Genomic DNA, 26,365 nt, shown 5'->3' on the forward strand with positions numbered 1-26,365 from the left:
GGGTGGTCTCGGTCGTTTTGAGCCTGCCCGAAAAGTGATCGTCCCTTCACTCTTCTAACCAGGCAGGGCCAGCTCGAACCACACGGTCTTGCCCGCGCGACCGCGGCGGGTCCCCCAGCGCCGGGCGGAACAAGCCACCAGCTGAAGCCCGCGACCGCCTTCCTCGTCGGGGCTGGCGGACCGCGTCAGGGGCGGATCCGGAAGCGGATCGGAGACCTCCACAGTGAGGGCGGGGGCCCCGTCCCCGTGCGGCGGCCGGCTCAGCCGGACCCCGATGGGCCCGGTGGCGTACCGCATGGAATTGGTCACCAGCTCGCTCACCAGCAGCACCGTCACGTCTCCGACGGCCGCCTCCAGGTCCCAGCCGCGCAACGTCTCGCGCACGGCGTGCCGGGCGGTCCGTACGGCGTCGAGCTCGGCCGGGAAGGTCCACTCGGCGACGCACTCGCCTTTGGTGTCGATCACGCCGACCACTTCCCAGAGCGAGGCAGACCCACGTCCATTTTTGGGGGGTTAATCAGGACATACCCGATATTCGGGGCGCGCTATCGCGCCCGGGGGCGCACGGTGGCACGAACGGCGTACACGGGGGTCCTTGCGGGCGGCATCGGGGTACGGGCGCCAGGGCGTCAGACTCCGGGGCGGGAGGGCTTCTCCGCGGGGAAGTGGCGCGCCGCGGCGGCGACGGCGGGGCGGTCCTGATCCAGCCAGTCGACACTGTCCAGTTCATGGCGGTCCAGCCACCGCAACGCGTCGTGGTCCTCGAGCGCCTGAGGTTCCCCCGCGAGGAGCCGCGCCGTCCAGACCTGGAGGACGTACCCCGGCGCGAGCGGCCACTCGCCGGGCACGCGCTCCAGCGGCTCGGTCTCCACACCCAGTTCCTCGCGCAGCTCCCGTACGAGCGCCTCCTGCGCCGTCTCACCCGGCTCCAGCTTGCCGCCGGGCAGCTCCCAACGGCCTGCCAGCGCCGGAGGGGCGCTGCGGCGCGCGGCCAGGAGCCGCCCCTCATGGAACACGGCTCCGGCCACCACCACACGATCCGTCATGCGCCGGAGCGTAACCCGCACCTGGTCAGACGGTCACACCGTCGTCTGGCCCACCCGCTCGACCCAGTACATCTGCTCGCGCCCGCGCGAGTGGAGGCTGTCGGCGAGCTTCTGCGCCTCGTCCCTGGTGGCGCACCTGCCCACCCGGTACTGGTTGCCGTTGTCGTCCTGGCGAATGACCAGCCACGGGAGCACCGCACCGCTGTCGCTCATCGCACCTCTCCCCCCGCCGACGGGCATATCTCCAAGAATGCCGAGGAAACCGCAATCCGCATATGCCCGAGCCTACGCCTGACCTTTACGCAGCGGATACGGGTTTTCACAAAGAGATACGGTTCCGGCCAGGAAATCGGCACAGAAAGGGGGCGCACTCGGCCGAGTGCGCCCCTTGCGCCGGAGCTGAAAGCCCGTCAGGGCCCCCGGCCGTCAGGGCCCCGGCCGTCAGCACACCGGGTCGTCAGCACACCAGGCGTCGTCAGCACACCAGGCGCCGTCAGCGCACGGGCAAGTGGTACGAGAGCCGGTAGCGGTCGGCGGGGACCACCACATCGGCCGTCTCCACGGCCCGCCCCGACGCGAAGTACGTCCGCTCCACCACCATCACCACGTGCCCCGGCACCCCGCCGAGGGTCAGCAGCTCCTCCGCGAGCCCCGGCCGCGCGCCGACCTCCTCCACCACGTTGTCCACGACGACGTCGATGGCGGCCATCCGCTCGACGACCCCGCAGCCGCCGAGCGGCCCCTCCTCCGGCAGCATGACCGGCGTGCGCCCGGTGACGGCGAGCGGCTCCCAGGAGGTCGAGAGCATCATCGGCTCGCCGGCCTCCCGGAAGACGTACCGCGTGCGCATCACGCGCTCGCCGGGCGCGATGCCGAGCCGCTCGGCGATGGCCGCGCTCGCGCGCTCCTGCTCGCTGCTGGACTCCCAGGTGCCGCGCGCCTCCTCGTCCGCCTGCTCCTGCCGGAAGGGGCTGGCCCCGGACGGCCGGCGGTAGCCGGAGCGGGCGATCCGGCGCGGCACGGGCCGCTCCCGTACGTACGTCCCCGAGCCGGAGCGGCCCTCCACCAGGCCCTCGGCCATGAGCACCTTGCGGGCCTCCAGCGCGACGGTGTCCGAGACCCCGTACTCCTCGCGGATGCGGGCCTGCGAGGGGAGCCGGGTGTGCGGCGGCAGCGAGCCGTTGACGATCTTCTCCCGAAGATCGCTCGCAACGCGCAGATAGGCGGGCTGCTCACCGAATGTCACGGGCCACTCCCATCAGCTTGACAGACAGCTACAGCGTGGCAACCGACGGTTGAGCGCCGCAAGCATGAGCCAGAGATTCACCCAAAGTGATGACGGCCGTTCAGACGGCCGTCCCCGCCCCGGAACCCGGCGCCGACCCCTCCGATTCCTCCAACTCCCCCGACTCGCCCGGCTCGTCGGAGCCCTCCGGGTCCCCCGGCTCCTCGACGGGGGCGTCCGGCGGGGTGTCCGCCAGCCCGAGCGCGGTGCGCGCCTCGAGCCCCAAGTCGTGCGGAAGGGCGTCGTACCCGTCGGTGTAGTACTCCCAGAAGGCGTCGGGGTCGGAGGTGTCCGCCGCCTTCTTCCAGTGCCCGCGGGCGGTCTTCAGCTGCGTCGCGAGGTCCGTCACGGCCTTGTCGGCCGCGGCCGGCCACTGGTGCTTCTCCAGCGCGGCGACCGACGCCGTCAGGGTCGACTCGACGTCGGCGGCCCAGGCGGCGTTCCCCTCCGGGTCGTCCTCGACGGCCTCCTCCGGCTCCTCCATCAGCGCGGTGTCGATCGGGTTCAGCGCCTGGAGGTACGCGAGCTGGTGCGGGTCGAGGGTCGTGGCGTCCGCGCGGACCGACCCGGTCAGCTTGCCGGTCTCGGCGGTGACGGAGCAGGTCACCTCGCGGTCGCCGTACCGCCAGCTCTCCTCGCTCGGCTTGTAGTAGTACAGCCACGCGTTCTCCGGTCTCGCCCAGGAGTCCATCGCGTACGCGTCGCTGATCGGCTGGCAGCGCTCCTCGGCCTGCTCGTCGATGCGCTTGTCGCCGGGCCACTCCTTGCCGAAGCCGGTGAGCGTGAAGGAGCCGCTGACCTCGCCGTCGTGCGGTCCGGAGCACGCGACGATCCGCACCTCGGCCGCCTCCGTCTCGCGTACGCCGCCGGGCCGGTCGAAGCACTGCCCCTTGCGCAGGTCGAACGTGGAGCGGGAGCTCTGCGCCTCCCGCATCCCCTTCCGGAAGCCGTCGTAGGCCTCGCGGAAGCCGCCGCTGGCGATCCCCGCCGTCACGAGCAGCGTGCCGACCAGGGACATGATCATGCCGCCGATGGCCAGGCCCTTGCCCCGTTCGCCCTTCTTCTTGATCCGGGCGAGGGCGATGGCCCCCAGGATCATGCCGAGCGGCGGTATGCAGCACAGGATGCCCACGACCAGGGACGCGATGGAGAGCCCGTTGATGGGGGGAACGGGCGGCGGGAGCGGGCCGGGCGCCCCGGGGAGGCCGTAACCCGGTATGCCGTAGGCGGGGTGGGGCTGCTGGGGCGGGGGCCACCCCTGGGAGGACGGTTCCACGGCGTGCGGTGCTCCTGTCGGGGGCGGATTCGAGCATGTGATCGGGCGCGCGGCATCGTACGCGACGCGACGCGCGAAAGGGCGGCCGCCATGGGATGGCGGCCGCCCTTCACGTGCCCTTCACGTGCGGTGGGTCGGGAGCGTCAGGACATCAGAACTGCAGGGCCCAGGAGTCGATCTTCCCGGTGTCGTAGTTCGCGTTGTCGCTCACCCGCAGCTTCCACGTGCCGTTCGCGACCTCCGAGGAGGCGTTGACGGTGTACGTGGTGTTGATGTTGTCGGCGCTGCCGCCGGTCCCGTACGCCTTCAGTGTGTACGCGGTGCCGTCGGGCGCGATCAGCTGCACCTGGAGGTCACCGATGTACGTGTGGACGATGTTCACGGGCACCTGGAGCGCGGAGGGGGCGTTGCCCGTGACGCCGGAGACGGTGACGGGCGACTCCGCGGTGGCGTTGTCGTTGATCGCGTAGTCGGCGGTGTTCTCGAACCGCTTGCCGGGCGGCGGCGTCGTACCGCCGTCACCCACGTACAGCAGGCGGTTCGGGGAGCCGGTGCCCGGGTTGGTGACCACGCCGGTGGTGGCGGCGGAGGTCAGGGCCGAGGCGACCTGGGACGGGGTCGCCGTCCGGTTGTTGGCCAGGTACAGCGCGGCGGCGCCCGCGACGTGCGGGGTGGCCATCGACGTACCGGAGATGGTGTTGGTGGCGGTGTCGCCGGTGTTCCACGCGGAGGTGATGGAGGAGCCCGGCGCGAAGATGTCCACGATGGAGCCGTAGTTGGAGAAGCTGGACCGCGCGTCGGTGTTGGTGGTGGAGCCGACCGTGATGGCCTCGCTGACGCGGGCCGGCGAGGTGCCGGAGGCGTCGCGGCCGTCGTTGCCCGCCGCGATGGCGTAGGTGACGCCCGAGGCGATGGAGTTGCGTACGGCCGTGTCGAGCGCCGAGTCGGCGCCGCCGCCGAGGCTCATGTTGGCGACGGCCGGCTTGACGGCGTTGCGGGTCACCCAGTCGATGCCGGCGACGACCTGGGCGGTGGTGCCGGAGCCGGAGTTGTTGAGCACGCGGACGCCGACGATCTTGGCCTTCTTGGCCACGCCGTACGCGTTGCCCGCGACGGTGCCGGCGACGTGCGTGCCGTGGCCGTTGCCGTCCTGCGCGGTGTTGTCGTTGTCGACGGCGTCGAAGCCGTACGAGGCCCGCCCGCCGAAGTCGCCGTGGGTGATGCGCACGCCGGTGTCGATGATGTACGCGGTGACGCCCTCCCCGGCCGGCTCGGGGTAGGTGTAGCTCTGGTTGAGCGGCAGGGCGCGCTGGTCGATGCGGTCCAGGCCCCAGGAGGGCGGCGAGGGCTGCGTGCCGTTGATGCTGAAGACGCGGTTCTGGACGACGGAGTCGACGGCCGGGTCGGCGGCGAGCTTCTTCGCCTGGGCCTCGGAGAGCTCGACGGCGTAACCGTTGAGGGCCGAGGTGAACGTCTTCTCGATCTTCGCGCCGTACTTCGCGGCGACCGCGCGGCCCGCCTTGGATTCGGCGGGAGCCTCGGACTCGTCCAGGGTGACGATGTAGCTGCCCGCGACGGCGTTGGGAGCGCCCGCGTACTGGATGACGCCTTCCGGTGCCACCTCGGCCGCGGCGGACGGCAGGGCGGACGCGGTGCCGAGCGCCAGGGCGGCGACGGCTATGGCGCTGGCCGCGGCGAGTCTTCGCCGCGAGGTACGCATCACTGACATGTGAGGGGTCCTCCTCATCGGGTGGTGCGTTGCTGTGGGGGTGCGGCACCCAGGCATGGACGTGCCCATGACAAACGACGTGACGGATGAACGCCGTCGTGTACGGGGTGTTTCCCGTGCCTGACCGCCGAGCGAAAGATTGGCTGATCCATAGGAATCGCACAAGGGTGCCGACGTGCCGGTAACAAGGTCGCCATACGGCCGCCACACCGGAACGCGCGCTCGCGACGGGGTCGTACGCCTGCGCACGATGCGGAGTCCGGTCCCCCACTTCGGCCCTGACCTGGTCCGGCGCCACCGGACATGGCCGGACGAGCTTGCTTGTCGAACCCACGGGCGCGGCGCGCAGGGGGCCGATTTCGGGTGCAGCATGGAAGTGAGCCCACAACCACAACCCCGGAGGTGCGGGAGCCATGGGTACGTACATGGACGTCCACCGCGGAATGAAGGGCATCACGTCCGACCAGCTGCGCGAGGCGCACGAGGCGGACCTCGCCATCGAGAAGGAGGAAGGCGTCCACTTCGAGAGGGCATGGGCCGACCCGCAGTCCGGCACGGTCTACTGCCTGTCCACCGGCCCCTCGGCGGACGCGGTGAAGCGCATCCACGAACGGACCGGCCACGCGGCCGACGAGATCCACGAGGTGCCGCTGTCGGTGTGAGCGCCTCGGCGCGCCGGCACCCCGACGGCTACGGCCGGCGGTTACGGCCGGCGGCGGGGCTTGCCCCGCTTGGCGCCGCTCTTTCCGGCCGGCTTTCCAGCCGACTTTCCCGTCGCCTTTCCGGCCGACTTTCCGGTTGACTTGCCGGTTGACTTGCCGGGAGCGGGCTTCCGCCGTGCGCCGGCTCCCGTCGTCTCGGGACGCTTGCGCTGCTTCGGCTGAGCGGCCGGGGCGGCGGCGCGACCACGCGTGCTGTTGACGGTCCGCCCGCGGACGATCCCGATGAAGTCCTCCACCCTGTCGGTGGTGGCCTCCTCCGGCCACGACAGGGCGACGCGCGACTGCGGAACACCGGTGACCGGCCGGTACGTGAGGTCCTTGCGGTGGTGGAGACGCGCCAGCGACTGCGGGACGAAGAGCAGGCCCACCCCCGCCGCCACCAGCTCGATGGCGTCCGCCGTCGTGGCCGGGCGCTCGATCGCGGGCCGTCCCGGGGGGTGCTCCCAGTCGAGGGTGTCGTCGAGCGGGTGGAAGACGACCTCGTCGGCCAGCTCCTCGGCGGCGACCTCCTCGACCGCCGCCACGATGTGGTCCTTCGGCACCACGACCACCGTCGTCTCGGTGTAGAGCGGGATCGCGCTGAGGTCGGTCCCGTCGACCGGCAGCCGCAGGAAACCGGCGTCGGCGTCGCGCCGGCGCAGTACGTCGGGGGCCTCGGCGGCCGGCACCGCGACGAGCTCCAGCGGGATGTCGGGCAGGCGCTCCTGCCAGATCCGCACCCACTTGGCGGGGGTCACGCCCGGGACGTACGCGAGCCGGAACGGGGAAGGTGCTTCCGAGCCTGTCACCCGGCCAGGTTACCGGGCGTGGTCGGCGGTCGCGCGCATGCTCGATATCCTTGGTCCCATGACGTCGCACAAGACCGCCCAGACGATGAAGCCCGCCACCGCGGCGAAGAAGCTGGGTGTGTACCTCGAGGCCACCCCCGCCGAGTTCCGTGAGGGTGTCGTCACGCGCGACGAGCTGACCGCCCTCCAGACCGACCCCCCGGAGTGGCTCCGCGAGCTGCGCCGCAACGGCCCGCACCCCCGCCCGGTCGTCGCCGCCAAGCTGGGCGTCTCCATCTCGGGCCTCGCCCGCGGCGGAGTGACGGAGGCCCTCACCACGGAGCAGATCGAGGCGCTGAAGCAGGAGTCCCCCGAGTGGCTCCAGAAGGAGCGCGCCACGCAGGCCGAGGTCCGCAAGGAAGCGGCCCGCCTGAAGGCGAAGCAGGCGGAGCAGGAGAATCAGGGCTAGCAAGCCCGCGACACGCACTCCCGACCGCGCTCACGGTACGTAGCGAAAAGGGGGCCGGCCCCGGAGGGAGCCGGCCCCTTTTCGTATGCGCATGCGGACGCATGCCCAGCCGCACGATCTCGCGCCCCCGGGCATCGGCGAGTCGCTACGGTAGTGCCACGACCGCGCTGCCCGACTGGATGCGCCCGCCGCGCGCGGAAGGCTGGTTCGCGGAGGACCTGGACCGCCTCCCCGAGGCACCGCGCCACACCGAGCTGATCGACGGATATCTCGTCTTCAGGATGGTGCCTCAGGGGTGGTGGCATAGCCACCTCGTCACCGGGCTCACCATGGCCCTCATGGAGCAGGCGCCCGCCGACGTCAGCGTCGGTCGCGAGATGACCGTAAAGCTGGATGAGCGCAATCGTCCGGAACCGGATCTGCTGCTGACGACGGCCCACTTCGACGGCGACCGCACCTGGTTCCTTCCGGACGAAGTGCGACTGGTCGTCGAGGTTGTGTCCCCCGAGTCCGCGCACCGTGACCGCACGGTCAAGCTCCGCAAGTACGCGGAGGCCGGCATCCCGCACTACTGGTGCGTCGAGGACGAGGACGGCTCCCCGGTCGTCCACGTCTACGAACTCGACGAGCCGACGCGCGCGTACGCGCCCGCCGGCATCTTCCGGGGGGAGCTCCGGCGTCCGGTGCCGTTCGAGATCAGCCTCGACCTGGACAAGCTGACTCCGCCCCGCAGGGGCTGACGGAAAAGGGGCCGGACTCGGGTGAGTCCGGCCCCCTTCGCTGTCCGAGGTTCTACAGGGTGCCGGTGAGGTGCTCGGGGCGGACCGGCGTCTTGTTCAGCTCCAGGCCCGTCGCGTTCCGGATCGCCGCGAGGACGGCCGGGGTGGACGACAGGGTCGGGGCCTCGCCGATACCGCGGACGCCGTACGGAGCGTTCGGGTCCGCCAGTTCGAGGTAGTCGACGGGGATGGTCGGGGTGTCGAGGATGGTGGGGATCAGGTAGTCCGTGAAGGAGGGGTTCTTCACCTTCGCGGTCTTCGGGTCGACGATGATCTCCTCCATGACCGCGACGCCCAGGCCCTGGGTGGTACCACCCTGGATCTGGCCGACGACGGACAGCGGGTTGAGGGCCTTGCCGACATCCTGGGCGCAGGCCAGCTCGATGACCTTGACCAGGCCCAGCTCGGTGTCCACCTCCACGACCGCGCGGTGCGCGGCGAAGGAGTACTGGACGTGGCCGTTGCCCTGGCCGGTGCGCAGGTCGAAGGCCTCGGTCGGGCGGTGACGCCACTCGGCCTCGACCTCCACGGCCTGGTCCTCCAGGACGTCCACCAGGTCGGCGAGGACCTCGCCGCCGTCGGTGACGACCTTGCCGCCCTCCAGGAGGAGTTCGGCGGTGGCCCACGCGGGGTGGTACGTGCCGAACTTGCGGCGGCCGATCTCCAGCACCTTCTCCCGCACGAGCTCGCAGGAGTTCTTGATGGCGCCGCCGGTCATGTAGGTCTGGCGGGCCGCCGAGGTCGAACCCGCCGACCCCACCTGGGTGTCGGCGGGGTGGATGGTCACCTGCTGGACGCCGAGTTCGGTGCGGGCGATCTGGGCGTGGATCGTGACACCGCCCTGGCCGACCTCCGCCGCGGCCGTGTGCACCGTGGCGACGGCCTCGCCGTTGATGACCTCGATACGCACCTTGGCGGTGGAGTAGTCGTCGAAGCCCTCGGAGAAGCCGACGTTCTTGATGCCGACCGCGTAGCCGACGCCGCGGACGACGCCTTCGCCGTGCGTGGTGTTCGACAGACCGCCGGGCAGCGCGCGGACGTCGGCGCCCGCGGTGGTCTCCCACTGGCGCTCCGGCGGCAGCGGACGGGCCTTGACGCGCCGCAGCAGTTCGGCGACCGGGGCGGGCGAGTCGACCGGCTGGCCGGTCGGCATGAGCGTGCCCTGCTCCATGGCGTTGAGCCGGCGGAACTCCACCGGGTCCATGCCCAGCTTCGCCGCGAGCTTGTCCATCTGGGCCTCGTACGCGAAGCACGCCTGGACCGCGCCGAAGCCGCGCATGGCGCCGCAGGGCGGGTTGTTCGTGTAGAGGCCGATCGCCTCGATCTCGACGTCGTCGATGACGTACGGACCGGCCGAGAGGGACGACGCGTTGCCGACGACCGAGGCCGTGGACGACGCGTACGCGCCGCCGTCCAGCACGATCTTGCACTTCATGTGCGTGAGCTTGCCGTCCTTGGTGGCGCCGTGCTCGTAGTAGAGCTTCGCCGGGTGCCGGTGGACGTGGCCGAAGAACGACTCGTAGCGGTTGTAGACGATCTTCACCGGCTTGCCCGTGCGGAGCGCGAGCACGGAGGCGTGGATCTGCATCGAGATGTCCTCACGACCGCCGAACGCGCCGCCGACGCCGGCCATCGTCATCCGCACCTTCTCCTCGGGCAGGCCGAGGACCGGGGCGATCTGCTTGAGGTCCGAGTGCAGCCACTGGGTGGCGACGTACAGGTCGACACCCCCGTCCTCCGCGGGCACGGCGAGACCGGACTCGGGGCCGAGGAAGGCCTGGTCCTGCATGCCGAAGGTGTACTCGCCCTCGACGATCACGTCGGCGCGCTTGCGCGCCTCCTCCACGTTGCCGCGGATGATCGGCTGACGGTGCACGATGTTCGGGTGCGGTACGTGCCCGGCGTGGTGGTCGGTGCGGTTCTCGTGGACGAGGACGGCGTCGGGAGCGGTCGCCGAGGCCTCGTCGGTGACGAGCGGCAGCTCCCGGTACTCGATCTTGATCTTCGCGGCGGCGCGGCGGGCCGTCTCCGGGTGGTCGGCGGCCACGAGGGCCACCGGCTCACCGTGGTGACGGACCTTGCCGTGGGCGAGGACCGGGGTGTCCTGGAACTCCATGCCGTAGTACTTCATCGGGGCCGGGAGGTCGTCGTACGTCATCACCGCGTAGACGCCGGACGTGGCCAGGGCCTCGGAGGTGTCGATGGAGACGATCTCGGCGTGCGCGACCGTGGACCGCAGGATCTGGCCCCAGAGCATGTCCTCGTGCCACATGTCCGAGGAGTAGGCGAACTCGCCGGTGACCTTGAGGGTGCCGTCGGGACGGAGCGTCGACTCGCCGATACCGCCCTTGGCCCGGGAGCGCTGGGTGACGTTGGTGGGGATACCCGTGGTGGTGCCGGCCATGATCAGACCACGCCTTCCTGGAGTCCTTGACCTTCTCGGCGGGCCGCGGCCAGACGGACCGCGTCGAGGATCTTCTCGTAACCGGTGCAGCGGCAGAGGTTGCCGGAGAGCCCTTCGCGGATGTCCTCGTCGGACGGCGACGGGTTGCGCTCCAGCATCTCGTCGGCCGCGACCAGCAGACCCGGGGTGCAGAAGCCGCACTGGACGGCGCCCGCGTCGATGAAGGCCTGCTGGATCGGCGAGAGCGCCGTACGCGGGGAGCGGCTGCCCTCGCCGGTCCGCGTGTCGGTGGCCGCGCCGGTGACCGCCTCGCTCGGCTCGCTCGCCTCGCTCGCCTCGCTCGCCTCGCCGTGGTGGGTGCCGCGACCCCCGTGCGCGGCACGCTGTTCGGCGTAGTCGGCGAGGCCCTCGACCGTGACGACCTCGCGGCCCTCGACCTGCCCGGCGGCGACCAGGCACGAACACACCGGGACGCCGTCGAGGCGGACCGTACAGGAGCCGCACTCGCCCTGCTCGCAGGCGTTCTTGGAGCCGGGCAGACCCACGCGTTCGCGCAGGACGTACAGGAGGGACTCGCCCTCCCAGACGTCGTCGGCTTCCTGCGGACGTCCGTTGACCGTGAAATTGACGCGCATGGTTATGCAGCTCCTTCAAGGGTGCGGCCGGTGCCGCGGTACTGCTCCCAGGTCCAGCCGAGCGTGCGGCGGGCCATGATCCCGACGGCGTGACGGCGGTACTTGGCCGTGCCTCGTACGTCGTCGATCGGGTTGCAGGCGGCGGAGGCGAGCTCCGCGAACTGCTTGGCGATCGAGGGAGTGATGATCTTGCCGTTGTCCCAGAACCCGCCCTCTTCGAGCGCGGCGTTCAGGAACTCCTCGGCCGCCTTGGCCCGCACCGGGGTGGGAGCCGCGGAGCCGATGCCCGTGCGCACGGTCCGGGTCTCCGGGTGCAGCGCCAGGCCGAAGGCGCAGACCGCGATGACCATGGCGTTCCGCGTGCCGACCTTGGAGTACTGCTGCGGGCCGTCGGCCTTCTTGATGTGCACCGTCTTGATGAGCTCGTCCGGGGCGAGCGCGTTGCGCTTCACACCGGTGTAGAACTCGTCGATCGGGATGAAGCGGGAGCCGCGCACGGACTCCACCTCCACCTCGGCACCCGCCGCCAGCAGCGCCGGGTGGGCGTCACCGGCCGGGGACGCGGTGCCCAGGTTGCCGCCGACACCGCCGCGGTTGCGGATCTGCGGCGAGGCGACGGTGTGGGACGCCAGGGCCAGGCCCGGCAGCTCGTCACGGAGGTTCTCCATGATCCGCGTGTACGGCACGGAGGCGCCCAGACGGACGTTCTCCTCGCCGATCTGCCATTCCCGGAGCTCGGCGATACGGCCGAGGTCCAGGAGGTGTTCGGGGCGGCGGTGGTCGAAGTTGATCTCGACCATCACATCGGTGCCACCGGCGATCGGTACTGCCGTGGGGTGCTCGGCCTTCGCGGCGAGCGCCTCCGCCCAGTCGGCGGGGCGAAGAAATTCCATGAGCGGCTCTCCTGGTCGGTCTTCTGGGGTGGTTCGTGGCGAGTCGTTCGTCCGGGCGCTGCCCCGAGTGAGGGGCCCGAAGTCGCTGTCGGCCGCACGCGGAGAAGTAGACAGCGCGATGACCGGGGCGAGGCAGTCACCGATCGCTCAGAAGCGCCTTCTCCGCCGCCTGTGGACGACCGTGCTTTCCCACCGTCTCAAAGCGGTGAACTGCGGTGATTCCCGCCCGACATGCAGCGCCGCATGAGAGAGTGGCGCTCATGCGGCTACGCGAACTCCTGGGCATCGAGGAGCTGGGACTGCTCCTTCTCGTGGGCCCGGACGCCGACGAAGGCGTCCTCGATCGAGCCATACGCGCCGTTCCGACCATCGACCTGGCCGACCCCGGCCGCTTCCTCACCGGCGGCGAACTCGTCCTCACCGGGCTCGCCTGGTGGCAGGCGGACGGAGACGCCGAGCCTTTCGTACGCATCCTCGACCGCGCGGGCGTCACGGCTCTCGCCGCCGGCGAGGTGGAACACGGGTGCGTGCCGGACGACGTCGTACGCGCCTGCCGGCGCCACGGCCTTCCCCTCATCGCCGTACGGCCGGAGACGTCGTTCGGCGCGATCACCGAACACGTCCTGCGCCGCGTACAGCACCGGCCCGGCGGCGACCTCGCCTCCGTGGTCGAACGCCACCGCCGGCTCCTCACCGACCAGGGCGCCCCGGACGCCGTACTGGAGCTCCTGCGCAGCAGCCTCGGCCTCGACGTGCGGGTGCTGTCCGCGACCGGGCGTCAGATCGCCGGGGCGCACCCCGCGCTGCGGCCCAAGACGGCGGTGGCGCTGGCCTCCCGGTACCTCGCGGCACGCCGCGCACACGAGGCGGCGCCCCACCGGGTCGCGCTCGGCGACCGGCTCTACTCGCTCGTGCCGGTACGCGACACCGCGACACTGTCGACGCCGTCGGCGGCGCCTGCGGCGTCGGCAGCCGCATCGGCCGCCGGGGGGCACGCCGCCGAGCTGGGTGACTGGCTGCTCGTCGTGGACGCCGACACGTCGCGGTGGCCCGCGGCGGACGCTGAACTCCTCGACCGGATCGTCGAACTGGTCGCCGACGCGCGCTCCGTACACGCCCAGGAGAAGGCGGTGCTCAGCGACCTCGCCCGCCGCATCCTCGACCTCCTGTACAGCGACGTCCCACCCGACGAGTGGCCCATCCGGCTGCGCAGCACCGCGCACTGCGTCGTCACCCGGCGCGACCGCTGGCAGCGCAGCCAGTTCGTGGTGGCCGAGGGGCAGTGGGACGCGGTCCGCCCCGTTTCCGCCGCCGCCCTGCGCGTCCTGCTGGAGGAGGCCCTGATCCACGAGGACGGCCCGGTGCTGGTACCGCCGGAGGACGTCGCCGGAACCGTCGACGGCGAACAGGCCGTCCTCCTCGTACGGTTGCCCGAGCGCCCGGGCGCGGCCCCCGACCCGGTCCTCGACTGCGCCGCCCTGCAGCGCAAACTCGCCGCGGTGCTCACCCGCTGGCTCGGCCCCGAGGGCAGCGTCTCCCTCGGCGTCAGCTCTCCGGTGTCCGCCCCCGGGAACGCCCGCCGCGCGCTCGAGCAGGCCCGTACCGCGCTGCGGGTCGCCGCCGACGGCCCGGACCGCGTGACCGTACGCGGCCCCGACGACCTCACCTCGCACATCCTGTCGCTACTGCCCCTCATCCCGGCCGAGACGCGGCACGCCTTCGCCACCCGACTCCTCGGTCCGCTGCGCGACCACGACAGCCGCCACCGCACGGACCTGCTGCCCACGCTGGAGGCGTTCCTCGACTGCGACGCGTCCTGGACCAAGTGCGCCGCCCGCCTGCGCCTGCACGTCAACTCGCTGCGCCACCGCATCGCCCGCATCGAGCACCTCACCGGCCGCGATCTGACCCGGCTGGAGACGAGACTGGACTTCCTCGCGGCGTTGAGGGCGGGCTGAGTGGCCACCGATGGAACGCGAGACGAGTCGCCCGGCTCGTACGCGCCCGGCCCCGACCGCGGCCTTGAGCTCGGCGGCCCGGGTCCAACTGACGGACCACAGAGGCCAGATGACACGGTTGTGCCGGGACGGATCATGCCAGGCGATCTCTCTGTCGGCGCGCCCGGTCCGACGGCAGTATCGGTGTCGCCGGGGAACACCGGCAGCCACGACCCGTCACTTAGCGAATAAGGGATTCCGCATGCTTCGCGCCGCCGTCACCGCCACCGTCACCGCTGCCGCCCTCGCCCTCGTCGCTCTGGGCGGTACGACCGCCGCCGCGGAGCAGCAGACCGGTCCGGTCCTCGCGACCACCGCCTCCATCAACTCCACCGGCTCCACCACCAACAACGAGCCGATCTGGGGCTGACGCCCCCGCCCTCTCGCCGTGACGGCCCAAGGCCACCGCACCCGCTGCCCGGGTGCGGTGGCCTTGGCCGTTGCCTTGCCGTCGCGGGTGTTGCGGCAGTTTCGCGCGGTGCGCTTTCGTGCCGGAAAGGGCGCGTGGCGCATCCCGGTGCGGCGGCGGAGGGCCCGTCCCCCACGAACGCCGAGGATTGTCTACACATGGCACACTCGGTGCACTTAACGCATGACGCAGCCGCTACCCATAGAGTCCATCCGCGACGTGCGCGCACACTTGGCGGAGGTGGTGGAGCGCGCGGACCGCGACGACGTGCCCACGGTGATCACACGTCGAGGCAAGGAAGTCGCCGCCGTCGTCTCGACGGTCGACGCCGTCGGCGTCGGCGTCGGCGTCGGCGTCGGCGGCATCGGCGGCGCCTGTCCTGCCCCGGGACTGTGCGCGCCGTTCATGATGTCGTGGCAGCGGTCCCAGGCTGCGGGGACAAGCCAGCCGTGGACGTCGGCGGTGGGCGAGTCGCCGGGAGACCTCGGGAGGGGGACGCTGTCATCGGCTTTTCCCTGTGTTCACGGACTCCACGTCACGAGGGGACGGACACGAGGATCTTCCCTCTGGGACGTCCCTGTTCGCCGTGGGTGTGCGCGGAGGCGAGGTCGGCGAGGGGGAAGGAACTATCGATCCGGGTACGGAAGACGCCTGCCGCCACCAGGGGGAGCACGGAGGCGACCGGTTCGGCGTTCGGGGTACGGCTCCCGGTGGAAGTACGGACGCCGAGCGAGGCGGCCTCGAACCCGGCGACGGTCAGGACGCGCTGCGGATCGCCGGTCAGCCGGACGGCAGTGGCGGCGAAGCCGTGGCCGGCGGCGTCGTAGACCGCATCGACACCGCGCGGGGCGAGGCCGCGGATTCTCGCCTCGACGCCGTCGCCGTACCGGACGGGGACGGCGCCGAGGGAGGTGACGTACGGGTGATTCTCCTCGGACGCCGTGCCGATGACCATGGCGCCTCGTGCGGCGAGCAGCTGCACGGCCGCGCCGCCCACCGCGCCGGACGCCCCGTTGACCACCACGGTCCAGCCCGGCCGTACCCCGAGCGCGCTGATCCCCCGCGTCGCGGTCTCCACGGCGACCGGCAGGGTGGCCGCGGTCTCGAAGGACACCCCGTCGGGCAGGACCGCGAGCGCCTCGGTCCTGGCCACGCAGTATTCCGCGTAGGCGCCGGAGTCAGCGAAGCCGGCCACCCGGTCCCCCACCGTCAGCCCGGCCGTCCCCGGCCCCAGGGCCTCGACCGTACCCGCGACCTCCTTGCCGAGCACGGCCGGCAGCGGCGTCGGGAACATGCCCTCCAGCCGGCCGCTCCGGATCATCCGCTCCAGACTGTTGATCCCGACCGCCGAGATGCGTACGAGAACCTGGCCACGGGCCGGGACGGGGGTGGGCACCGTGGACAGCTCGAAGTTCTCGGCGCTGCCGAATGCGGTGAGGAGCTGGGCCTTCATCGTGTCCGTGACTTTCAGGGGCGGGGGGATTCGGGGTGCTGTCCGGAGCGCCGGTTCATCCACGCCGCGACCAGCGCACCGGACAGGTTGTGCCAGACCGAGAAGACCGCGGCGGGCAGCGCGGAGAGCGGGGAGAAGTACGTCGCGGCGAGCGAGGCGGCGAGCCCGGAGTTCTGCATGCCCACCTCGAAGGCCATCGCCCGGCTGGCCGCCGGTTCCAGCCGGGCGGCCCGGCCCGCCGCATAACCGAGTGCGAGGCCGAGGCCGTTGTGGAGGACCACGGCGAGCAGCACGGCGAACGCCGCCTCCTTGAGCGCGGAGGCGCTCGCGGCCACCACGATCAGGACGATCACACCGACGGTGACCGCGGACAGCCAGGGCAGTACGGGCAGACAGCGGCGTATCGCTCCGGCGGCCAGGCGCCGTACGAGCAGGCCGGCGACGACCGGGGCGAGGACCGTCTTCAGGATGTCCAGGACCATGGCGCCGGCCTCGACGTCGAGGAGGTGCCCGGCGAGGAGCAGGACGAGGTAGGGCATGACAACCGGGGCGACGAGGGTGGAGACGGTCGCCACGGACATCGACAGCGCAACGTCCCCGCGGGCCAGGAACGTGACGACGTTGGACGCCGTCCCGCTCGGAGCGCAGCCGACGAGGATCACACCTACGGCCAACTCGGCCGGAAGGTCGAGGAGTTGGACGATGAGCCAGCCGAGGCCCGGCATGATGACGTAGTGGGCGACCAGGCCGAGGCCGACCGCCCAGGGTCTTCCGGCGACGATCCGGAAGTCCTGTGACGTCATCGTCAGCCCCATGCAGAACATGATCAGGCCGAGCAGATAGGGGATGGCCGGTTTGCCTCCGTCGAACGCCGACGGTGCGGCGAGACCAAGACCACCGGCCGCGAGCACGAGCAGCGGGAAGACGGTGACGGCGAGACGGGCCGTGCGGTCGGCTCCGGTGGTCTCTTCGGCCCGCGGCCCGGACGCGACCGGGGCGTGAAGGTCGTCCATGGTCTGTGTGTCTCCTGATGCGGTGTCCGCCGTGGGGCCCGCCGCGTAGGGCGGCGGGCGGTGGGTGTCCGTTCCTGGTGATGGTCGTTCCCGGCTCGGGCGGGGCCGAGCCGGGAGGGCCGGGGGCGGCGGTGACCGGCCGGGCTACCGACCTTCCGGGATTTCCGCCGGTGCCGGCCGGGACGTCGGCCGGCCGGGACGTCGGTCGGCCGGGACGTCGGCCGGCCGGGACGTCGGCCGGCCGGGACGTCGGCCGGCCGGGACGTCGGCCGGCCGGGACGTCAGTCGGCCCGGACACCGTTCGGCCCGGATGTCAGTCCGCGGGCACGGCGCGCACCGCGCCGGTGTCGGCGGACTGGGCCCAGGCCGCGTACGCGCGCAGTGCGGTGGTGACGGGCCGGTCGGCGCGGTTCGGACGGTAGCCCGTGGCCGCCCGCTCGGCGCGGCGCGCGGCGAGCTCCGGCTCGGGGACCTGGAGACGTAGGCTGCGCCCGGGGATGTCGACCGTGATCAGGTCGCCTTCGGCCACCAGGGCGAGCGGGCCGCCGGCCGCCGACTCCGGCGAGACATGGCCGACGGAGAGGCCCGAACTCCCCCCGGAGAAGCGCCCGTCGGTGACGACCGCCACCGACTCGGCCAGGCCGCGGCCCTTGAGGTAGGCCGTGGGGTACAGCATCTCCTGCATACCGGGGCCACCGCGCGGACCCTCGTAGCGGATGACCAGGACGCTGCCGGGCTTGACCCGTCCGGAGAGGATCGCTTCAGACGCCTCCTCCTGGGAGTCGGTGACCACCGCCTGCCCGGTGAAGACCTCCATGCCGTCGGCGACGCCCGCGGACTTGACCACCGCCCCGTCCGGCGCGAGGTTGCCGCGCAGTACGGCGAGGCCGCCGTCCTCCGAGAAGGCGTGCGCACGGTCGCGGATGCAACCGCCGGCCGCGTCCAGGTCGAGGGAGTCCCAGCGGGCGGACTGGGAGAAGGCGGAGGCCGAGCGTGCGCCGCCGGGCGCGGCATGGAAGAGCTCGACCGCCTCGGCAGCGGGGGAAGCGCCGCGCACGTCCCAGTCGGCGAGCCACTCGCTGAGCGAGCCGGCGTGCACGGCGTGCACATCCGTGCGCAGCAGCCCGGCGCGGTGCAGCTCGCCGAGGAGCGCCGGAACTCCGCCCGCCCGGTGCACGTCCTCCATCAGGTACGCACTGCTGGGCGCCACCTTGCACAGGCACGGCACCTCGCGCGAGCGCGCCTCGATGTCGGCCAGCCGGTAGTCGAGCCCGGCCTCGTGTGCGGCAGCCAGCAGATGCAGCACGGTGTTGGTCGAGCCGCCCATGGCCAGGTCCAGCGCCATCGCGTTGTCGAAGGCCGCCCGGGAGGCGATCGCCCGCGGCAGGACGGTGGCGTCGTCCTTACCGTAGTACCGGTCGGCCAGTTCCACGACGGTACGTCCGGCCTGCTCGTACAGCGTCTTGCGGGCGGTGTGGGTGGCCAGCGTGGTGCCGTTTCCGGGCAGCGCCAGTCCGAGCGCCTCGACCAGGCAGTTCATAGAGTTGGCGGTGAACATCCCGGCGCACGACCCGCAGGTGGGGCAGGCCGATTCCTCGATGGACTCCATGTCCGCGTCGGAGACCGCGGAGTTGACCGCCTCGGTGATGGTGTTGACCAGGGTCAGTCCGGTCCGCACGGTGCCGTCCGTCATGACCGCCCGGCCGCCCTCCATGGGGCCGCCGGAGACGAACACGGTGGGGATGTCGAGCCGCAGCGCGGCCATCAGCATCCCCGGGGTGATCTTGTCGCAGTTGGAGATGCACACCAGCGCGTCCGCACAGTGCGCCTGGACCATGTACTCAATGGAGTCCGCGATCAGCTCGCGGGAGGGCAGTGAGTACAGCATCCCGGAGTGCCCCATGGCGATGCCGTCGTCGATCGCGATGGTGTTGAACTCCCGGGCGATACCGCCGGCTTCACGTACCGCCTCGCTCACGATCCGCCCCACCGGCTGCAGATGCGTGTGGCCGGGGACGAACTCGGCGAAGCTGTTGGCCACCGCGACCACCGGCTTGACGCCTATGTCCGCGCTGGGGACGCCGGAGGCGCGCATCAGGGCGCGAGCTCCGGCCATGTTCCGGCCATGGGTGACGGTGCGGGATCTCAACTGCGGCATGTTCCGCATACTCGGGGAAGTTCCGACCGGGCGGGAAGACGCCCTCGCTGCTATCACTCCCACTACCAGCACTTATCCTGCGTGCATGGAATCAGCGGCGGAACGGCGTAAGGAACTGGGCGGCTTCCTGCGCGCCAGCCGCTCCCGTCTGGAGCCGACCGAGGTCGGCCTTCCCCCGGCCGGCCCGCGCCGCCGTGGCGGCCTGCGCCGCGAGGAGGTCGCCACGCTCTCCCAGGTCAGCGCCACCTGGTACACCTGGCTGGAACAGGGCCGGGACATCCAGCCCTCCCGCGAGGTCCTGGACGCACTCGCGCGCACCTTGCGCCTGACCCCCGCCGAACACGGCTATGTGCTCTCGCTGGCCGGCTACGCCCCCCGCACCGAAACCGCGGGTCCGGCCACCCACACCGCGCCCGCCCACGTCCAGCGGCTCCTCGACGCGCTCGTCGGATTCCCCGCGTACGCCATCGCACCCGACTGGACGATCACTGGCTGGAACGCCGCCTACCTCGACCTCTATCCGAATGTCGCCACCGTCCCGCCGACCGAGCGCAACCTCCTCTGGCTGGTCTTCACCGACCCCTACGTCCGCGGCCTGCTCCCCGACTGGGATGTGACGAGCCGTCGGTTCCTGGCCGAGTTCCGCGCCGAGGCCGGGCCGCGACTGGGCGACCTCTCCAACTCGTCGACCGTGCAGCGCCTTCTGGAGGTGAGCCCGGAGTTCCGGGCCGCCTGGCAGGACCACTGTGTCGAGGGTTTCGCCTCCCGCCTGCGCACCTTCGACCACCCCACTGCGGGGCCTCGCCACTTCGAGCACCACCGCCTCTCCCCAGCGGACCACCCCGACCTCCATGTGGTCGTGTACACCCCGACCACGCCGCCCGCAATGCCGGAATCCGGGCGATAAGTCCGCGACTTTAAAGATCGTTTACGATTGACAACGGCCTCCGCCGTGATGAACGATCACCACCGCGCCGAGGGGAACAGGCTTCCCCGAGGGTCGGCCGGGCCTCCGAAAGAGGCCCTCTCCCCTCTCGCCCTGAACCGGTATGTCCGTTGCCGTACGCATCGGCGCCAGGAGCGCGCGCACTCGACGCCCTATCCGGGCCAGCCCCCCACCTCCCGCTTTCCGTCACGGCGATCGGCCGCGCCCGGCACCCCTCGGGCGCCGGCCAGGAGTTGATCCAAGGAGAATGAATTGACCGTCCTCTGCCGTCCCGCCGTCGCCGTGCCCGAGCACGTCATCACCATGGAGCAGACCCTGGAGTTCGCCGCCGAGGCCCATGCGGGAAAGCCGCAACTGGCCCTGGCGCTCCGGCTCATACAGAACACCGGGGTACGGAAACGGCATCTGGTCCAGCCCATCGAGGAGACTCTGAGCCACCCCGGCTTCGAGGAGCGCAACCGCATATTCGAGACGGAGTCCAAGAAGCGCTGCCCGGACGTGGTCGAGGAAGCCCTGGCCAACGCGCAGCTGCGGGCCCGTGACATCGACGCCATCATCTACGTGTCGTGCACCGGATTCATGATGCCGTCGATGACCGCCTGGCTGATCAACACCATGGGGTTCCGCTACGACACCCGGCAGATCCCCATCGCCCAGCTGGGCTGCGCGGCCGGCGGCGCGGCGATCAACCGGGCCCACGACTTCTGCGCGGCCCACCCCGGCAGCAACGTCCTCATCGTCTCCTGCGAACTGTGCTCGCTGTGCTACCAGCCCGACGCGGACGACGTCGGTTCGCTGCTCTCCGACGGCCTGTTCGGAGACGCTGTCGCGGCCGCCGTCGTGCGGGGCGAGGGCGGAACCGGCATCGCGCTGGAGCGCAACGCCTCCTACATCATCCCGAACACCGAAGACTGGATCTCCTACGCCGTCCGCGACACCGGGTTCCACTTCCAGCTCGACCGCCGCGTCCCGGGCACCATGGAACCGCTCGCACCGGTGCTGCGCGAGCTCGCCGCGGGCCACGGCTGGGACGCCGGCGACCTCGACTTCTACCTCGTCCACGCCGGCGGCCCCCGGATCCTGGACGACCTCGCCACCTACCTCGGCGTCGACCGTACGGTCTTCCGGCACAGCTGGGCGACGCTGACCGAGTACGGGAACATCGCCAGCGCGGTCGTCCTCGACGCGGCCCGGCGGCTCTTCGACGAGGCCGCCCCCCAGCCCGGCGCGACCGGCCTGATCGCCGGCTTCGGCCCCGGCATCACCGCGGAGATGGCGCTCGGGCGATGGAGCAGCGACGCCGTCCGGGCCGAGGGCGGCGGCCGGAGTGGGCAGTACGCACATGACTGATCTCGTCGTTCCGCCGGGCGCCGGACGCAAGCTGGTCACCCCGGCCCAGGAAGTCACCTTCAAGGCGACCCGGGAGATGGGTTCGGCCGTATCCGTCTTCGAGGTGGTCGTCCCGCCCGGATTCGATGTCGGCGCGCATGTGCACACCCGGTCCCAGGAGTTCTTCTACGTCCTCCGGGGCGAGCTGGACGTGCTCTGCTTCGAGCCGGTCGAACGCACCCCGGACACCTGGCACCACTGGACCTCCCCCAAGGGCGACCGCGTCGTCCGAGCGGAGGAGGGGAGCTGCATGTTCGTACCTCCGGGCACCCCGCACGCGTTCCGCAACGCCACCGACAGGCCGGTGAAGATGCTCTTCCAGAGCTTCCCCTCACCCGATCACGAGCAGTACTTCGAGGAGATCGCGGAGATCTGGTCCCGCGGCGCCACGGTGGACGCCGCGGCCGTGGAGGACATGCGCAAGCGGTACGACGTCAGCCAGATCACCCCCCTTCGTTTCGAGCGCCCGCAGCCGGACGCCCCCGCACCCCGAGCCGAGGAGAAGTAGGACATGACCACAGCCGTAGGGATCGACGAGATCTACGCCGCCATCGAGGAATCCGCCCAGCTGCTCGGCCTGCCCATGGAACCGGCGAAGGTGAAGTCCGCCCTGATCGCCTTCGAGGACGCCTTCACCGACTCCACGGTGGCCTTCCGGATAGCCACCGGGACGCGCCGCGAGCAGCTGTTCGGCTACCGGTACATCAAGTACCGCGGCGATCTCGACCCGCTGGAGACCGCGATCGCCGCGGGAATGGTGGAGCCCAGCGACCACCCCGCCGCGCGGCTCTTCCACGAGGTCAAGGAGCGCCTCCCCATCGAGGGCACCGGCGGCGACTTCGAGATGGGCGCCGGTTTCCAGAAGATCTGGTGCTTCTTCCCCAGCGGCCGGCAGCAGCCGCTCGACGAGTTCGCCGCGCTGGAGTCGATGCCTCGCGCGGTCGGGGACAACCTCGGACTCCTGGCGCGGTACGGGCTGACCTCGGCGAGCCTCTTCGCGGTCGACTACACCTCCCACACCCTCAACATCTACTTCGACGGCCTCCCGGCCGGCACCTTCGCACCGGACAGGGTCCGCGCACTCACCACCGAACTCGGCATTCCCGAGCCCACCGAGGCCGAACTCGACCTGTGCGCCAAGGCGTTCGCGGTCTACTTCACCTTCTCCTGGGACTCCTCGGAGATCGACCGGGCGTGCTTCCCCGTGCTCGTCCCCGACCCCGGTCAGGTGCCCACCACCCTGGGCCCGACCATCACCCGCCTTGCGAACGGGGTCCCGTTCGCCGGTGTGGACCGCAAGTGCATCTACGCGACGACGCTGTCGGCGCGCGGCACGTACTACAAGCTGGAGCCCTTCTTCCACTGGAAGCCGGAGCTGGTGAACGCCATGCACCTGGACGGCGCCCCGGAGCAGCGGCCCGCCCGGTGACCTCTGACGTCACGACGTCTCCGCACGTCCATCGCAGACCAGCCATGAGAAGGAAGCCCATGTCCCTCAGTCCGTCCACGCCCCTTGCCGACCCGCCTCCCGCCGTGATGCTGGAGCTGGTGGACGAGGAGGGCACCACGATCGGCACCGCGGAGAAGCTGTCGGCGCACCAGGCGCCGGGGCGGCTCCACCGGGCTTTCTCGGTGTTCCTCTTCGACTCCGAAGGCCGGATGCTGCTGCAGCGCAGGGCGCTGGGCAAGTACCACTCCCCCGGCGTGTGGTCGAACACCTGCTGCGGGCATCCGTATCCGGGGGAGCTCCCCTTCGTGGCGGCGACCCGCCGCACCGGGGAGGAGCTGGGGCTGGCGCCGGAGCTGCTCCAGGAGGCGGGGACGGTGCGCTACAACCACCCCGATCCGGCGTCCGGCCTGGTGGAGCAGGAGTACAACCACCTCTTCACGGGTCTGGTGTCCCAGCGACCGCGGCCCGACGCCGGGGAGATCGCGGAGACCACGTACGTGACCGCGCGGGAACTCGCGGAACTCCAGGGGCGCGAGACGTTCTCCGCCTGGTTCCCCACGGTTCTCGACGCGGCGCTCCCGCAGATCCGCAAGCTGGCCCCGCGAGGCGGCTGGTAGTCCGTGACCAGCCAGCAGATCGTCGTCTTCCTGCTCGATCTCGCACTCGTCCTCACCGGGTGCGCCCTGCTCGGCGCACTTGCCACCCGCCTCGGGCAGCCCGCCGTGATCGGCGAACTCCTCGGTGGCATCCTGCTCGGCCCGACCCTGCTCGGGGCATGGTCGCACCTGGTGGTCCCGGACACCGTCCGGCCGCTCCTCGCCGGGGTCGGCGATCTCGGCGTCGCCCTGTTCATGTTCGGTCTCGGCCTGGAGTTCCGGCGGGGCTCACTGCGCGGTGGCGGGCGACGGTCGGCCGGTATCGCGTTGGGCTCGCTGCTGCTGCCCTTCGTACTCGGCTCCCTGCTCGGCGGGTGCCTGGTGCTGACCGGCTACTGGCGGCAGCCGGACCCGACGGGCTCCGTGCTCTTCATGGGCATCGCCATGTCGGTGACCGCGTTCCCGGTCCTGTCCCGGATTCTCACCGACCGGGGCATGACCGCCACCGAGACAGGCACGTTGGCGATGGCCGTCGCCGCGGTGGCCGATGTGCTCGCCTGGTCCGGGCTCGCCGTGGTCGTCGCGCTGGCCGGGGACCACAGCGGTTCACCGTGGCGGGTGGCTCTTGTGGTGCCGTTCGCCCTGGTTCTAGGAGGGGTCGCGCCGCCGCTGCTGCGGTGGCTGACCTCCGTGGGCTCGCCGGCCATGTCGGCCGCCTGTCTGTTCGGCGGCGCTCTCGCGAGCGGTGCGGTCACCGAGCTGATCGGACTGCACTTCATCTTCGGTGCCTTCCTGTTCGGGCTGGTCAGCCCACGCGTCCCGGCGACCGCGCAGGTGGCGGAGCAGGCGTCCGTGGTCAGCCGGTTCTTCCTGCCCGTGTACTTCGTGGTCGCGGGGCTCCAGGTGGACCTGGACCCGACCGGCGGGGCGCTGGGGCTACTCGCCGTCATCGTGCTTGTCGCCGTGACCGGCAAGGTGGTGGGCACCTACGCCGCCGCCCGGATGTGCCGCCTGCCCCGTGAGCCGTCCGTGCTGCTGGCCCTGCTGATGAACACCCGGGGGCTCACCGAGTTGATCGTGCTCACCACCGGCATGGAACTCGGCCTCATCGGCCAGGAGCTCTACTCGGCCATGGTCGTGATGGCCCTCCTGACCACCGCGGTAACCGGACCGCTGCTCACCCGGTACGGAACACGCCGAGCGGTACCGGTCTGACCCGTACGACTTTCTTTCCGTACAGCGCCCGGACCGTACGGAATCGCACCACACACCGACGTCATGACGTCATGACGCCTTCCGCGTTCATGACGTCATCCGAGCGAACGACGAGACGAGGAAAAGACTTTGTCGAACAATGTCCTGGTAGTGGGCGGAGGCCCGGCCGGCTCGGTCGCCGCGACCTTCCTGGCGCAGGAGGGCTTCTCGGTCCGGCTGATCGAGCGGGACCACTTCCCCCGGTACCACATCGGGGAGTCCCTGACGCCGGCCAGCCGCCATGTCCTGGAGGTCCTCGGCGTGGCGGACCGGCTCGACGAGCTGAACTTCCAGCGCAAGCGCGGTGCCGTCTTCGCCTGGGGCGAGGACACCTGGGTGATCGACTGGAGCAAGATCTTCGGCAAGGACATACACACCTGGCAGGTCGACCGGGGCCGGTTCGACACCTTCCTTCTCGACAACGCCCGTGAGAAGGGGGTCAAGGCCGAGCACGGTGTCACGGCCCGGTCGGTGACGTTCGGTCCCGACGGCCGCCCGTCCGCGGTCGAGTGCAGGTCGGAGGACGGAACCGCCTTCACCATCGACGACTTCGACTTCCTGGTCGACGCCTCCGGGCGGTCCGGTCTGCTGAGCAAGCAGTTGCGCAACCGCCGGCAGCACGAGCTCTTCCGCAACGTGGCGATCTGGGGCTACTGGGACAACGCGGGCGCACTGCCCGACTGCCCCGAGGGCGGCATCAATGTGATCTCCTCCCCCAAGGGCTGGTACTGGGTCATCCCGCTGGGCGACGGCCGCACCAGCGTGGGGCTGGTCACGCACAAGGACCTGTTCGCCCAGGACAAGCGGCAGCACGCGGACACCGAATCGCTCTACCATGCCTACCTCCAGGAATCCGCGGAGGTCATGGGGCTCCTTGCGGACGCCACCTACACCGCGCCGGCCCGGGTGGAGACGGACTACTCCTACATCGCCGACGAGTTCTCCGGCCCCGGCTACCTCATGGTCGGGGACGCGGCCTGCTTCCTCGATCCCCTCCTTTCCAGCGGAATCCACTTCGCCATGTACGGCGGGATGGTGGGCGCCGCCGCCCTGGCCTCGGCCAGGCGGGGCGAGATCACCGAGGCCGAAGGGCTGCGCTTCTTCGAGTACGCCTACAAGCGGGCGTACAACCGCACGCTGACCCTGGTCAGCAACATGTACCAGGGTTATCGCGGCAAGGACGACTTCTTCTGGACCGCCGACCGCCTGGTCGGCAAGGCGCCGACCGGCCAGGAGGAGGCTTTCGGCGAGGTCATCGGCGGCCTCACGGACATACGGGAAGTCACCGACGCCTCGACCCGGGTCGTCTCCTCCCAGCTGGAGGAAGAGGCCCGCCGCATCCACCAGGACCAGGGATCCGACCCGAACCGCCCTCTCTTCCTCGCCCAGCCCCGGCTGGCCCAGGTCGAGGACCCCATCGACGGCCTCCAACTGGTCACCTCCCCCCACCTGGGCCTGCAGCGCGTCCCGGAGGCGTGACCGGAAGACACGTGACCACCGCGTTACCCAGGTGCCGACGGTCACGTACACGAGGGAGTCGTCGGGCCGGGCTACGCGGATGCTCTCGAATCTGGCCAGGGTGTGGTCGGCTCCCTCAGGGGCGCGGACCACACCCCACCCCGGTCGCCACCATCGACAACGCCCCGGTGACCAGCGGTGATGAGCCTCGAACGTGACGACGCAACGTATGACCAC

General features: G+C 71.1%; 25 protein-coding genes and 1 pseudogene. 13 read left to right on the forward strand and 13 right to left on the reverse strand.

Annotated features, from left to right (window positions below):
- Positions 1–54 precede the first annotated feature (54 nt).
- The 6 genes from AC07FJ_RS12205 to AC07FJ_RS12230 all read right to left on the reverse strand — a co-directional run bounded on the left by AC07FJ_RS12205 (position 55) and on the right by AC07FJ_RS12230 (position 5,336).
- Positions 55–474, reverse strand: a complete 420-nt coding sequence (locus AC07FJ_RS12205) for an ATP-binding protein (RefSeq protein WP_479047973.1) — start codon at positions 472–474, stop codon at positions 55–57.
- A gap of 155 nt (positions 475–629) precedes the next feature.
- On the reverse strand, positions 630–1,046 hold the full coding sequence (locus AC07FJ_RS12210; RefSeq protein ID WP_479047975.1) for a (deoxy)nucleoside triphosphate pyrophosphohydrolase: 417 nt from the start codon (positions 1,044–1,046) through the stop codon (positions 630–632).
- Between the two features lie 33 nt (positions 1,047–1,079).
- Positions 1,080–1,259: an SPOR domain-containing protein gene (locus AC07FJ_RS12215; RefSeq protein WP_479047978.1), complete on the reverse strand. Its 180-nt coding sequence runs from the start codon at positions 1,257–1,259 to the stop codon at positions 1,080–1,082.
- A 280-nt stretch (positions 1,260–1,539) separates the two neighbouring features.
- Entirely contained in the window at positions 1,540–2,292 is a 753-nt protein-coding gene (locus AC07FJ_RS12220; protein ID WP_468284382.1) for a GntR family transcriptional regulator, read from the reverse strand.
- Between the two features lie 100 nt (positions 2,293–2,392).
- Positions 2,393–3,607 carry a DUF4190 domain-containing protein gene (locus tag AC07FJ_RS12225; protein ID WP_479047981.1) on the reverse strand — a complete coding sequence of 405 codons (1,215 nt, stop codon included), beginning with the start codon at positions 3,605–3,607 and terminating at the stop codon, positions 2,393–2,395.
- A gap of 151 nt (positions 3,608–3,758) precedes the next feature.
- A complete protein-coding gene (locus tag AC07FJ_RS12230) occupies positions 3,759–5,336 on the reverse strand; it encodes a S8 family peptidase (RefSeq protein WP_479047984.1) in 1,578 nt (525 codons plus the stop codon).
- Between the two features lie 413 nt (positions 5,337–5,749).
- Here AC07FJ_RS12230 and AC07FJ_RS12235 point away from each other — a divergent pair, with 413 nt between their 5' ends.
- The gene (locus tag AC07FJ_RS12235; protein ID WP_355364010.1) at positions 5,750–5,998 is read left to right on the forward strand and encodes an SCO4226 family nickel-binding protein; all 249 of its coding nucleotides are present in this window, start codon (positions 5,750–5,752) and stop codon (positions 5,996–5,998) included.
- Between the two features lie 41 nt (positions 5,999–6,039).
- Here AC07FJ_RS12235 and AC07FJ_RS12240 read toward each other — a convergent pair whose 3' ends face one another.
- Complete coding sequence (locus tag AC07FJ_RS12240) at positions 6,040–6,846, reverse strand: LysR family substrate-binding domain-containing protein (RefSeq protein WP_479047986.1); 807 nt, start codon at positions 6,844–6,846, stop codon at positions 6,040–6,042.
- 58 nt (positions 6,847–6,904) lie between these two features.
- Here AC07FJ_RS12240 and AC07FJ_RS12245 point away from each other — a divergent pair, with 58 nt between their 5' ends.
- A complete protein-coding gene (locus AC07FJ_RS12245) occupies positions 6,905–7,294 on the forward strand; it encodes a DUF5997 family protein (RefSeq protein WP_479047988.1) in 390 nt (129 codons plus the stop codon).
- 101 nt (positions 7,295–7,395) lie between these two features.
- Complete coding sequence (locus tag AC07FJ_RS12250; RefSeq protein ID WP_479047991.1) at positions 7,396–8,034, forward strand: Uma2 family endonuclease; 639 nt, start codon at positions 7,396–7,398, stop codon at positions 8,032–8,034.
- A gap of 52 nt (positions 8,035–8,086) precedes the next feature.
- On the opposite strand, the gene AC07FJ_RS12255 is transcribed toward AC07FJ_RS12250, so the two are convergent.
- The 3 genes from AC07FJ_RS12255 to AC07FJ_RS12265 are packed head-to-tail and all read right to left on the reverse strand — an operon-like array spanning position 8,087 to position 12,005.
- The gene (locus tag AC07FJ_RS12255) at positions 8,087–10,477 is read right to left on the reverse strand and encodes a xanthine dehydrogenase family protein molybdopterin-binding subunit (protein WP_479047994.1); all 2,391 of its coding nucleotides are present in this window, start codon (positions 10,475–10,477) and stop codon (positions 8,087–8,089) included.
- A 2-nt stretch (positions 10,478–10,479) separates the two neighbouring features.
- Entirely contained in the window at positions 10,480–11,112 is a 633-nt protein-coding gene (locus AC07FJ_RS12260; protein ID WP_479047995.1) for a (2Fe-2S)-binding protein, read from the reverse strand.
- Positions 11,113–11,114: 2 nt separating this feature from the next.
- Complete coding sequence (locus tag AC07FJ_RS12265; RefSeq protein ID WP_479047997.1) at positions 11,115–12,005, reverse strand: FAD binding domain-containing protein; 891 nt, start codon at positions 12,003–12,005, stop codon at positions 11,115–11,117.
- Positions 12,006–12,265: 260 nt separating this feature from the next.
- On the opposite strand from AC07FJ_RS12265, the gene AC07FJ_RS12270 reads away from it, so the two are divergent.
- From AC07FJ_RS12270 to AC07FJ_RS12280, 3 genes and pseudogenes are all read left to right on the forward strand, one after another.
- Complete coding sequence (locus AC07FJ_RS12270; protein ID WP_479047999.1) at positions 12,266–13,963, forward strand: PucR family transcriptional regulator; 1,698 nt, start codon at positions 12,266–12,268, stop codon at positions 13,961–13,963.
- Between the two features lie 241 nt (positions 13,964–14,204).
- On the forward strand, positions 14,205–14,372 hold the full coding sequence (locus AC07FJ_RS12275) for a hypothetical protein (RefSeq protein ID WP_479048001.1): 168 nt from the start codon (positions 14,205–14,207) through the stop codon (positions 14,370–14,372).
- Positions 14,373–14,594: 222 nt separating this feature from the next.
- Positions 14,595–14,729, forward strand: a pseudogene (locus tag AC07FJ_RS12280) (type II toxin-antitoxin system Phd/YefM family antitoxin); the annotation flags it as partial.
- Positions 14,730–14,946: 217 nt separating this feature from the next.
- On the opposite strand, the gene AC07FJ_RS12285 reads toward AC07FJ_RS12280, so the two are convergent.
- From AC07FJ_RS12285 to ilvD, 3 genes are all read right to left on the reverse strand, one after another.
- On the reverse strand, positions 14,947–15,864 hold the full coding sequence (locus AC07FJ_RS12285) for an NADP-dependent oxidoreductase (protein ID WP_479048004.1): 918 nt from the start codon (positions 15,862–15,864) through the stop codon (positions 14,947–14,949).
- A gap of 14 nt (positions 15,865–15,878) precedes the next feature.
- Positions 15,879–16,877, reverse strand: a complete 999-nt coding sequence (locus AC07FJ_RS12290; protein ID WP_403555515.1) for a bile acid:sodium symporter family protein — start codon at positions 16,875–16,877, stop codon at positions 15,879–15,881.
- A gap of 313 nt (positions 16,878–17,190) precedes the next feature.
- Positions 17,191–19,035: a dihydroxy-acid dehydratase gene (ilvD, locus tag AC07FJ_RS12295; RefSeq protein WP_479048007.1), complete on the reverse strand. Its 1,845-nt coding sequence runs from the start codon at positions 19,033–19,035 to the stop codon at positions 17,191–17,193.
- A gap of 85 nt (positions 19,036–19,120) precedes the next feature.
- Between ilvD and AC07FJ_RS12300 the strand changes: the two genes are divergently transcribed.
- The 7 genes from AC07FJ_RS12300 (at position 19,121) to AC07FJ_RS12330 (ending at position 26,149) form a co-directional block, all read left to right on the forward strand.
- Positions 19,121–19,942: a helix-turn-helix transcriptional regulator gene (locus tag AC07FJ_RS12300; RefSeq protein ID WP_479048009.1), complete on the forward strand. Its 822-nt coding sequence runs from the start codon at positions 19,121–19,123 to the stop codon at positions 19,940–19,942.
- A gap of 342 nt (positions 19,943–20,284) precedes the next feature.
- Positions 20,285–21,331 (forward strand): type III polyketide synthase, encoded by a 1,047-nt coding sequence (locus AC07FJ_RS12305; protein WP_479048345.1) that lies wholly within the window; start codon positions 20,285–20,287, stop codon positions 21,329–21,331.
- The gene (locus AC07FJ_RS12310) at positions 21,324–21,878 is read left to right on the forward strand and encodes a cupin domain-containing protein (protein WP_479048011.1); all 555 of its coding nucleotides are present in this window, start codon (positions 21,324–21,326) and stop codon (positions 21,876–21,878) included. The genes AC07FJ_RS12305 and AC07FJ_RS12310 overlap by 8 nt, the downstream gene beginning before the upstream one ends.
- 3 nt (positions 21,879–21,881) lie before the next feature.
- Positions 21,882–22,799: an aromatic prenyltransferase gene (locus AC07FJ_RS12315; RefSeq protein ID WP_479048013.1), complete on the forward strand. Its 918-nt coding sequence runs from the start codon at positions 21,882–21,884 to the stop codon at positions 22,797–22,799.
- A gap of 59 nt (positions 22,800–22,858) precedes the next feature.
- The gene (gene idi, locus AC07FJ_RS12320; protein ID WP_479048016.1) at positions 22,859–23,437 is read left to right on the forward strand and encodes an isopentenyl-diphosphate Delta-isomerase; all 579 of its coding nucleotides are present in this window, start codon (positions 22,859–22,861) and stop codon (positions 23,435–23,437) included.
- 3 nt (positions 23,438–23,440) lie between these two features.
- Positions 23,441–24,631 (forward strand): cation:proton antiporter, encoded by a 1,191-nt coding sequence (locus tag AC07FJ_RS12325; RefSeq protein WP_479048019.1) that lies wholly within the window; start codon positions 23,441–23,443, stop codon positions 24,629–24,631.
- Between the two features lie 129 nt (positions 24,632–24,760).
- Positions 24,761–26,149 (forward strand): NAD(P)/FAD-dependent oxidoreductase, encoded by a 1,389-nt coding sequence (locus AC07FJ_RS12330; protein ID WP_479048022.1) that lies wholly within the window; start codon positions 24,761–24,763, stop codon positions 26,147–26,149.
- Positions 26,150–26,365 lie beyond the last annotated feature (216 nt).

Source organism: Streptomyces sp. NPDC045998 (assembly GCF_056430285.1).